General features: G+C 39.4%; 9 protein-coding genes. 7 read left to right on the forward strand and 2 right to left on the reverse strand.

Annotation, left to right across the window (positions count from 1 at the left end):
* Positions 1-118 precede the first annotated feature (118 nt).
* Entirely contained in the window at positions 119-1306 is a 1188-nt protein-coding gene (locus J6O61_RS18760) for a hypothetical protein (protein ID WP_292215836.1), read from the forward strand.
* Positions 1307-1311: 5 nt separating this feature from the next.
* On the opposite strand, the gene J6O61_RS18765 is transcribed toward J6O61_RS18760, so the two are convergent.
* Complete coding sequence (locus tag J6O61_RS18765; RefSeq protein WP_292215837.1) at positions 1312-1614, reverse strand: hypothetical protein; 303 nt, start codon at positions 1612-1614, stop codon at positions 1312-1314.
* 269 nt (positions 1615-1883) lie between these two features.
* Here J6O61_RS18765 and glpK point away from each other — a divergent pair, with 269 nt between their 5' ends.
* From glpK to J6O61_RS18785, 4 genes are all read left to right on the forward strand, one after another.
* Positions 1884-3383, forward strand: a complete 1500-nt coding sequence (gene glpK / locus J6O61_RS18770) for a glycerol kinase GlpK (RefSeq protein ID WP_292215859.1) — start codon at positions 1884-1886, stop codon at positions 3381-3383.
* Positions 3384-3453: 70 nt separating this feature from the next.
* Positions 3454-4899 (forward strand): NAD(P)/FAD-dependent oxidoreductase, encoded by a 1446-nt coding sequence (locus J6O61_RS18775; RefSeq protein WP_292215838.1) that lies wholly within the window; start codon positions 3454-3456, stop codon positions 4897-4899.
* Complete coding sequence (locus J6O61_RS18780) at positions 4899-6167, forward strand: NAD(P)/FAD-dependent oxidoreductase (protein ID WP_292215839.1); 1269 nt, start codon at positions 4899-4901, stop codon at positions 6165-6167. Before J6O61_RS18775 ends, J6O61_RS18780 begins: the two co-directional genes overlap by 1 nt.
* A 112-nt stretch (positions 6168-6279) precedes the next feature.
* Complete coding sequence (locus J6O61_RS18785) at positions 6280-6645, forward strand: DUF1667 domain-containing protein (RefSeq protein WP_292215840.1); 366 nt, start codon at positions 6280-6282, stop codon at positions 6643-6645.
* Positions 6646-6709: 64 nt separating this feature from the next.
* Here J6O61_RS18785 and J6O61_RS18790 read toward each other — a convergent pair whose 3' ends face one another.
* Positions 6710-7180 (reverse strand): hypothetical protein, encoded by a 471-nt coding sequence (locus tag J6O61_RS18790; protein ID WP_292215841.1) that lies wholly within the window; start codon positions 7178-7180, stop codon positions 6710-6712.
* Positions 7181-7623: 443 nt separating this feature from the next.
* Between J6O61_RS18790 and argH the strand changes: the two genes are divergently transcribed.
* Complete coding sequence (argH, locus tag J6O61_RS18795; protein ID WP_292215842.1) at positions 7624-9006, forward strand: argininosuccinate lyase; 1383 nt, start codon at positions 7624-7626, stop codon at positions 9004-9006.
* 37 nt (positions 9007-9043) lie between these two features.
* Positions 9044-10129 carry an aspartate-semialdehyde dehydrogenase gene (gene asd, locus J6O61_RS18800; RefSeq protein WP_292215843.1) on the forward strand — a complete coding sequence of 362 codons (1086 nt, stop codon included), beginning with the start codon at positions 9044-9046 and terminating at the stop codon, positions 10127-10129.
* The last annotated feature ends 18 nt before the right edge of the window (positions 10130-10147 follow it).

Consider the following 10147-nt stretch of genomic DNA (forward strand, 5'->3'; position numbering starts at 1 on the left):
AAATTCATTAACATTCTAACTACAATATATTGTAGTATAAAAAAATATAGATACAAGTATTGACATTTTTATGATAATAACTTTTGTGCAAAGTGCACATAAAATGAGGGGTAATTTCATGCAATTGCTTGTAATTACAATTTTATTATCTGTACTTGGTTTTGCAACATCTTTCATATTAGTTGGAATATTTCCATCTATTATAGCGTTTTGTCTGAGTATTTATTGCTTTTTACAGAAAAAATCAATAAATATTGTCAGAGCACTTGGCATGTCTTTTGGAGGAATGCTCGTTCCGATCATCATGTACTTAAATTGTTACGGTATTTCGTTGCCTTTTGATAAGGGAACAGGAATGCCTTTTGCCAGACAAATTATTTATGATAATTACACCAATATGGGATTTGATATGTCTTTTCTTGAGAATAAAGAATTGAACTCAGAGGCAGACAGTGTAGATACTGAAAGCAATTCATCAAGAGAAGATAAGGATATTCATTATGTTAGTGAAGGTGCTAGTGATGATAGCGCAGGTTTGTTAAAAAGTGACAGCAAAATTGCCGGTGCAAAAGAAGAAAATGATGAAAAAGAAGTTAATGAAAATAAAAATGACTCCATTGATTACAGAGACTATCCTGATACTATTTTTGAAAAGTTTGAGGAGATAGAAAATAACTATGATATTAAACCGGCCAGCGGCTTTGTCGGAGCATCGGATGATGACATGCCATCCTATGGTGGTCTTCCTCTGGGAACAGTAGTAGTTGCTCAGTATTTCAGAGAGGATGATCACAACTGTAACCCTGTTATTGTATTGAAGAATGAGACAGGTAATCTTCACAGATATGAGTGCATATTTACCGCAAGAGATGAAGAGGGGAATGAAATAGCAATTTCGGAAAAAACGTCTGAAGTTGTACCTGACGGAGCACAGTTTGTAATTGAGGGCAGGTTTGACAAGAGTGAACTTGGCGGGAAAAAACCTTCGATGTATGAGTTCACCATAACAAAAAGAGTCCCCTATGAAGAGGACATGACTGATGAAGTTATGGTTTATACAAAAGTTGACGGAAATTCAGTTGTTTTGGCTGCTGATAATAAATCAGACAGAAAAGTAAAAGTAGATGCTTATGTGCTTTTCTTTGACGGAGATGAGCTTGTGGACTGTATTTGGCTCATTCCTTCAAACACAGATGAAGTGTGTATTGATCCCATGAGTCTGGCGACTATTAAAGGTGATGCATATTATAGATTTGACAGGATAGAAACATATTATACAGCCTATGAAGCCATAGAGACACAATGAATCATTCAGGTGGCATTTGTACCTTTATTTCCGGATTCCGTAAGAATACTGATGGCTTCTGAGGCAACCTCATATAAAGTAGCAAGGTCTTTTGCACCTTCATCGTCTTTTACGGCAAGCTTTCTGTACTGACTTGTGAAATAGAGCTTTGCCTGGTCTATTGTAGATTTTGATATAACATGTCCGTTGCAGTATAAAGAGCCTGCATCGACGTTGTATTTACTTGAGGAAATCTTTGATTTTTGGGCATCGCCAACGCCCATTGATTTTGCCAGTGAATGGATAAGATCTTCTCTTCCTATGGACATGAAAACCTCCTCTAATAATTTAATATTTGATATTGTGATAATATTATAAACCAGAAAAAGAATATTTGCTATAACGCAGGTTTAGGGGATTTTTTAAATCACAAGAAAACTAAAAATGATATATCAGTTTCCAACAAAAAGCATTTATTTAATTTGTGCAAAAGCAACAAAAATTAGTCCTTAATATTGTGAAAGTATTGCAAATAGCACAATAAGGACTTATCATAAAAGAGAAATTTATGACTATTGGGGAAGGGCAGGAATTTTTTATGTCTAAATATGTAATGGCTTTGGATTCTGGAACTACAAGTAACAGATGTATTCTTTTTAATCAAAAAGGTGAAATCTGTTCCTGTGCTCAAAAGGAATTTACACAGTTTTTTCCTGAACCGGGCTGGGTTGAACATGATGCCAGTGAAATATGGCAGACACAGTTATCTGTAGCCAGAGAAGCAATGAACAAAATTGATGCAAGTTTTGAAGATATTGCATCGATTGGAATTACCAATCAGAGAGAAACAGTTATAGTCTGGGATAGAAAAACAGGTCAGCCTATAACACATGCTATTGTCTGGCAGTGTCGCAGAACAGCGGATTTTGCAGAGAAGATGAAAGCTGAAAGACCGGGAATAGTAAAAGAGTTTCAGTGTAAGACAGGACTTAAATTCGATCCATACTTTTCCGGTACAAAGATAAGATGGATTTTGGACAATGTAGACGGGGCAAGGCAAAGAGCGGAGAACGGGGAACTTTGTTTTGGAACCGTTGATTCATGGCTTATTTACAAGCTTACAAAGGGGAAGGTTCATGTAACTGATTATTCAAATGCTTCAAGAACACTTCTTTTTAATATCAATACACTTGAGTGGGACAAGGAGCTTTGCGAAATTCTTGATATACCCATGAGCATGCTTCCTGAAGTTAAGCCCTCAAGCTGTATATATGGCGAGACCGATCCCGAATTCTTTGGAGGTCCAATAAGGATAGCAGGTGCAGCGGGAGACCAGCAGGCAGCACTTTTTGGACAGACATGTTTCAATGAAGGTGATGCCAAGAACACATATGGAACCGGATGCTTCATGCTTATGAATACCGGAGATAAACCGGTTTATTCCAAGAATGATCTTTTGACAACAATAGCCTGGGGCATTGACGGAAAAGTTACATATGCAATAGAAGGCTCTGTATATGTGGCAGGAGCGGCTATTCAATGGCTTCGTGATGAACTTAGAGCGATTGATTCAGCTCCTGATTCGGAGTATTTTGCTACAAGAGTAAAGGATACAAACGGCTGTTATGTAGTTCCGGCCTTTACAGGACTTGGAGCTCCTTACTGGGATCCTTATGCAAGAGGAGCAATCGTTGGACTTACAAGAGGCGTAAATAAGTATCACATCATAAGAGCAACGGTAGAATCGCTTGCATTTCAGACAGCTGATGTGCTTGCAGCAATGGAACTTGATACGGGCAAGAAATTAACGAGCCTTCGCGTTGACGGCGGCGCTTCCAGGAATAATTTTCTTCTTCAGTTCCAATCAGACATTATTGACACAGATGTTGTAAGACCAAGCTGTGTTGAAACAACAGCCATGGGAGCTGCTTATCTTGCGGGGCTTGCAGTCGGGTATTGGAAGAGCAAGGAGGATGTTATCAGCAACTGGGCTGTGGACAAAGAGTTTAAAAGCTCCATGGATAAAGAAAAAAGAGAAAAAGAACTTGCCGGATGGAAGCAGGCTGTTGCCTCAACCAGAGGGTGGGCCCGCGAGTAAATATAAAGATATCCGCATTCGACTTAAATTTATCGGATGAAAGCTATCGTTTTTCAGAGGAGAGATTATTATGTTTGATGTATTGATCATAGGTGCCGGCGTTTCCGGAAGCGCTATAGCACGTGAAGTATCAAGATATAAGCTTACAGCATGCGTTCTTGAAAAATGCGAGGATGTATGCGAAGGAACTTCAAAAGCCAATTCAGCCATAGTACATGCCGGCTTTGATGCTGAAGAAGGCTCTCTTATGGCTAAATTAAATGTTGAGGGCAACGAGATGATGGACCGGCTCACAAAAGATCTGGACATTCCATTTAAGAGAAACGGTTCCATGGTTGTATGTGTGCATAAAGAAGAGCTTGACGGACTTAAGGTTTTATATGACAGAGGTGTAAAAAACGGAGTAAAGGGGCTTAAAATCCTTACTAAAGAAGAAGCTCATGAGATGGAGCCAAATCTTTCAGACAATGTTGAGGGAGCTTTATTTGCACCTACAGGCGGAATCATCTGTCCTTTCGAGCTTACAATTGCCATGGCTGAAAATGCCAATGTGAACGGTGTTGAGTTCAGATTTAACACGGAAGTTGAAGATATCAAAAAAGGTGAAGACGGCCTCTTTCATGTTCGTACAAACAACGGAGAGTACGTGAGCCGTCTGATTGTAAATGCAGCCGGCGTACATGCTGATGAGATCCACAACATGGTCAGCAGCGATAAGATGCATATCATTGAAAGACGAGGTGATTACTGCCTGTTGGATAAACAGGTTGGTGACTTTGTGTCACATACTATTTTCCCCCAGCCCACAAAATATGGTAAGGGCGTTTTGGTAACACCTACTGTACATGGAAATCTCCTGGTCGGACCAACAGCCATTGATATTGAGAATAAAGAGGGAAATAACACAACGCAGGCAGGACTTGATGAAGTTATTTTAAAGGCCGGTGAAAATGTTAAGAACCTTCCTATGAGAAATGTTATTACTTCTTTTGCGGGGCTACGGGCTCACCTTGAGAGGCATGAGTTTATTATCGAGGAAGTAAAGGATGCTCCGATGTTTATTGATGTAGCCGGAATTGAGTCACCGGGGCTTTCGGCTTCGCCTGCTATTGGAAAAATGGTTGGAGATATGATAAAAGACATGCTTTCATTAGAGGAAAAAGAAAACTGGCAAGGCACAAGAAAAGGGATTACCAGAACAGAAGGCCTTTCAGTAGAAGAGATGAATGAGCTTATTAAGAAGAATCCGGCATATGGAACTATCGTATGCAGATGTGAATCCATAACAGAGGGAGAAATACTTGATGCCATTCACAGACCTCTTGGCGCGCGCTCACTTGATGGAGTAAAACGCAGGACAAGAGCAGGAATGGGAAGATGTCAGGCAGGTTTTTGCAGCCCCAGAACAATGGAAATCATCAATAGAGAATTAGGACTCCCATACGAAAAAATAACCAAGAGCGGTGGCAAATCGTACATTGTCCTTGAAAGAACAAAAGGGGAGGCAAGCTTATAATGAAAACAGTAGATATAGTTATCGTAGGTGGCGGACCTGCCGGACTTGCAGCCGCAGTTGCAGCCAAAAAAGCCGGAAATGACAGTATTTTGATTCTTGAGAGAGATCATGAACTTGGCGGAATTTTAAATCAGTGTATTCACAACGGATTCGGTCTCCATACATTTAAGGAAGAACTCACAGGTCCCGAATATGCATACAGATTTATTAAGCAGGTTTACGACCTTGGTATCGAGTACAAATTAAATACCATGGTAATGGATATATCAAAAGACAAAATAGTAACAGCCATGAACAGGGAAGATGGAATGTTCCAAATTTCTGCAAAAGCCGTTATTCTGGCTATGGGATGCAGAGAAAGGCCAAGAGGAGCCTTAAATATTCCAGGTTACAGACCTGCAGGAATATTCTCAGCAGGAACTGCACAGCGACTTGTGAATATAGAAGGTTATATGCCTGGAAGAGAGGTTGTTATTCTGGGTTCCGGTGATATTGGACTTATCATGGCTCGTCGTATGACATTAGAGGGAGCAAAGGTAAAGGTTGTAGCAGAGCTTATGCCTTACTCAGGAGGACTTAAGAGAAATATTGTTCAGTGTCTTGACGACTATGGAATTCCTCTTAAGCTTTCCCATACGGTTGTTGATATTGAGGGAAAAGACCATGTGACAGCCGTAACTATTGCTGAAGTCGGACCTGACAGAAAGCCTATAAAAGGCACAGAAGAGAGATATACCTGCGATACACTTTTATTGTCCTGCGGACTTATTCCTGAAAATGAGCTTTCAAGATCAGCAGGAGTAACAATGAGCCCTGTTACTTCAGGACCTGTTGTAAATGAGTCACTTGAGACCAATATTCCCGGAGTTTTTGCCTGCGGCAATGTACTTCATGTTCACGATCTTGTGGACTATGTTTCAGAAGAGGCGGGGAGAGCCGGTCAGAATGCTGTTAAATACATAAATGATGGCTGCAAAGATGAGAGTAGCGCAGAGACAATTGAAATTACGGCTACAGAGGGTGCCAGATATACGGTTCCAAGTTCTATCAATCCCGAACGCATGGATGATCTTTTGACAGTAAGATTCAGAGTCGGTGATATTTACAAGAACTCTTTTGTCAGCGTGTACTTTGATGATGAGCGCATCATGCATAATCAAAAGAGAATCATGGCTCCCGGTGAAATGGAACAGATAATACTAAGAAAAAGCCAGATTCAGGAGCATGGCGGACTTAAGAAGATAACGGTTAAGATTGAGAATGAGTGATTGAATCTAAAGATTACAGCTAAACTAAGAAAGTGTTATCGACTCAGATAACTACTTTCAAAGAACTTGAAAGATCTTTATAAAAATGATCAGGAAAATAGAGGTATAGGAAATGGAGAAAAGAGAACTTACCTGTATAGGGTGCCCAATGGGATGCCAATTAACTGTATCAATGGAAAACGGAGAAGTTTTGGAAGTTTTTGGCAATACCTGCCCCAAGGGCGATATATATGCAAGAAAAGAAGTTGTTAATCCAACAAGGATTGTTACAAGTACCATCAGAATAACAGGTGGAGATAAAGAGAGAGTATCAGTAAAAACTGCAAGCGATATTCCAAAGGACAAAATATTTGAAGTTATGAAGGATATTGACAGCGCAGTTGTCAGTGCTCCCGCTCATATCGGAGATGTCTTAATAAAAGATGTTGCGGGAACCGGAGTAAGTGTTATCGCCACAAGAGAGATAGCATCGGTTTGATGAAAAGGGGCTGTAAAAATGAATAATCATTTTTACAGCCCTTTTTGTGCTTTTAGATTAGTGATTAAGCTACGTTTGTTGCAGAAGTAAGTTCATTAATTTTTGCTACTACAGCTGAAGCATCTTCTTTCTGAGTTGCAAGCTTAGCGCCAAGAATCTTTTTCGGCAACTGAAGTGTGCACTTCTTTCCGGCTTTTACCATATGAAGTGATGAGCATGTCTTTCTATCAAGAGCAACAATTTTTTCAAGCTCAGAGAAATTAAACTTCTCTGCATATTTAATCTTATTGTTGTTAAGACCATCAAGGATAACTACATTAACGCCTGTAGCAGTAACACCAAGGTAAACATTGTGCCTTGTTCTGTAGCCTTCTTTGTCTACCATCTCACCGATAAGAACGCCAATAAGTCCAAACATTGAAAATAGGTTGCAACCGGGAGTTGTAAATGCATAAGCAGTTGCCAAATAGTTCTCTCCGGTACCAAATGCCTCCCCAAGCATTCTCATTTTTGCTTCATCATTAACTTTTGCCATTTTAATTTTTCCTCCGCATAATGTCATTTTTTTTCAACAGAAAAAAGTATACACTGAGATTTTATTTTTTCAACATATTTATTTAATAAAAAATTCATACTTTTTTCGCAAATTTCTGCGAGATAAAAAATATAAATATGGACTGTTAAATGAAAAATGTCTTCATTACACGGACATTTGTTTTTTCTACACAAGAAATAAAATAATCCATTAAAAATTTTGTTGATATTTTATCTAGTTTTGGGCTTTTCATATATGTTAAGTTTGGATTATAATTTTTTAAGACTTTAATCCGGCAAAGTAAATAAATCGGTTCAGGAGCTGAATATTGTTAGCGAACGTATTTTGATCGGTTATCAAAACGGATCAGCTGTGCGTCGCGGTATCAGCATCCGACCGGACTTATTCAGATAAAAACAATCGTTTTTCGAGGAGAAGAATAAATGGCGCAGCTTTGGGGTGGAAGATTTACAGGCAGCATAAATGAACTTGCATGGAGTTTTAATGCTTCGATTACTTTTGATAAGAGATTTTTGGAAGTTGACGTATTGGGAAGTAAGGCTCATGCACGTATGCTGGCAAAACAGGGCATTATTTCCGGTAAAGAAATGGAAGATATTGTAAATGGTCTTGATTCAATACTTAAAGATGTAAAGGCAGGCAACCTTGAAATAACTACCGGATATGAAGATATTCACAGCTTTTTGGAAGCTAATCTTATAGAGCGGATTGGTGATGCAGGCAAAAAGGTTCATACAGGACGTAGCAGAAACGATCAGGTAGCCCTTGACATGAGGCTTTATGCAAGGAACGAAGTAGAGCATATAAAAGGTCTTTTGACAGATATTCTGAAAGTGATAAATGGCATAATGGAGGAGAACCTTCAGACCTATATGCCCGGATTTACTCATCTTCAGAAGGCACAGCCTGTTACACTTGCACACCACTTCGGTGCGTACTTTGAGATGTTTAAAAGAGATGTTCTCCGAATGAAAGATATATATGAGAGAATGAATTATTGCCCACTGGGAGCCGGAGCCCTGGCAGGAACCACATATCCTCTGGATAGGGAATACACTGCAGAACTCCTTGATTTTTACGGACCTACACTTAACAGTATGGACTCTGTTTCAGACAGGGATTATCTTTTGGAATTTATGTCAGCTCTTTCAGTAGTGATGATGCATTTATCGAGATTTAGTGAGGAGATCATCATCTGGAATTCCAATGAGTACAGATTTGTAACTATTGATGATGCCTATTCAACAGGTTCAAGCATTATGCCTCAGAAAAAGAACCCTGATATAGCAGAGCTTGTAAGAGGCAAGACCGGAAGAGTATATGGAGATCTGATGAGTCTTTTGACTACCATGAAAGGTATACCTCTTGCATACAACAAGGACATGCAGGAAGATAAAGAGGCTTTCTTTGATGCCGTGGACAATACATCTAATTGCCTGATACTTTTTACGCAGATGTTATCTACTCTTACATTTAATAAAGAGAACATGAAGCGAAGTGCTATGCTTGGTTTTACCAATGCAACAGACGCAGCTGATTATCTTGTAAAAAAAGGAATGCCATTCAGAGATGCCCATTCGGTTATTGGAAGACTTGTGCTTTATTGCATAGATAAGAACTGTGCAATTGATGATTTACAGATCAGTGAGCTTAAAGATTTTTCAGAATTGTTTGATGAAGACATATATGATGAAATCAGTTTGGAAACATGTGTAAACAAACGCCTGACTATCGGAGCACCAAGCCTTAAGTGTATGTCTGAAGTCGTTAAGATGAATAATGAATTTATTAACAGCTTAGCATAAATTCACAAATATTAATAATATGGAGGAGTTTTTTATTATGAGCGAGAAGTTAAAAGTTGCAGTACTTGGTGGAACAGGAATGGTTGGTCAGAGATTTATTGACATCATCAATAACCATCCGTGGTTTGAAGTTACAACTATTGCAGCAAGTCCGCGAAGCGCAGGTCAGACCTATGAGGAAGCAGTAGGAAAAAGATGGAAGATGGATAACCCGATTCCTGAGTCTGTTAAGAATATCGTTGTTAAGGATGTTACAGATGTTAAGGCTGTTTCTGAGGATGTTGACTTTGTACTTTCTGCAGTCAACATGTCCAAGGATGAAATCAAACATATCGAAGAAGAGTATGCCAAGACAGAAACTCCTGTAGTTTCTAATAACAGTGCTCACAGATGGACTCCTGATGTTCCGATGATAATCCCTGAGATCAACCCTGAACACATGGATGTTATCGAGTTCCAGAAAAAGAGACTTGGAACAACTAACGGCTTTATTGCCGTAAAGCCAAACTGCTCAATTCAGAGCTATACACCTGCTCTTACAGCATGGAAAGAGTATGAGCCATACGAAGTTGTTGCCACAACATATCAGGCTATTTCAGGTGCCGGCAAGAACTTTGAAGAGTGGCCTGAAATGGTTGGCAATGTCATTCCTTTTATTTCAGGTGAGGAGGAGAAGTCTGAAAAAGAGCCGCTTAGAATCTGGGGAAAGGTTGAAGGCGGAGTTATTGTTCCTGCTGACGATGTTAAGATTACTTGCCAGTGCATAAGAATTCCTGTTCTTTACGGTCACACAGCAGCTGCATTTGTTAAATTCAAAAAGAATGTTTCCAAGGAAGAACTTATCGAGAAGCTTGAGAGCTTTTCCGGACTTCCTCAGAAATTACAGCTTCCAAGCGCACCCAAGCAGTTCATTCAGTATATGCAGGATGATAACAGACCACAGGTTACTCTTGATGTTAACTATGAAGGCGGAATGGGTGTAAGCATCGGCAGACTTCGTGAGGATACAATCTATGATTATAAGTTTGTCGGTCTTTCACACAATACACTTCGCGGAGCAGCAGGCGGAGCTGTAGAGTGTGCAGAACTTTTGAAGGCAAGCGGATACATTAACAAAAAATAATTTGATTTATATATTGGG

It is taken from the genome of Butyrivibrio sp. (assembly GCF_017635265.1).
In the GTDB taxonomy this organism is placed as follows: Bacteria; Bacillota; Clostridia; order Lachnospirales; family Lachnospiraceae; genus Butyrivibrio.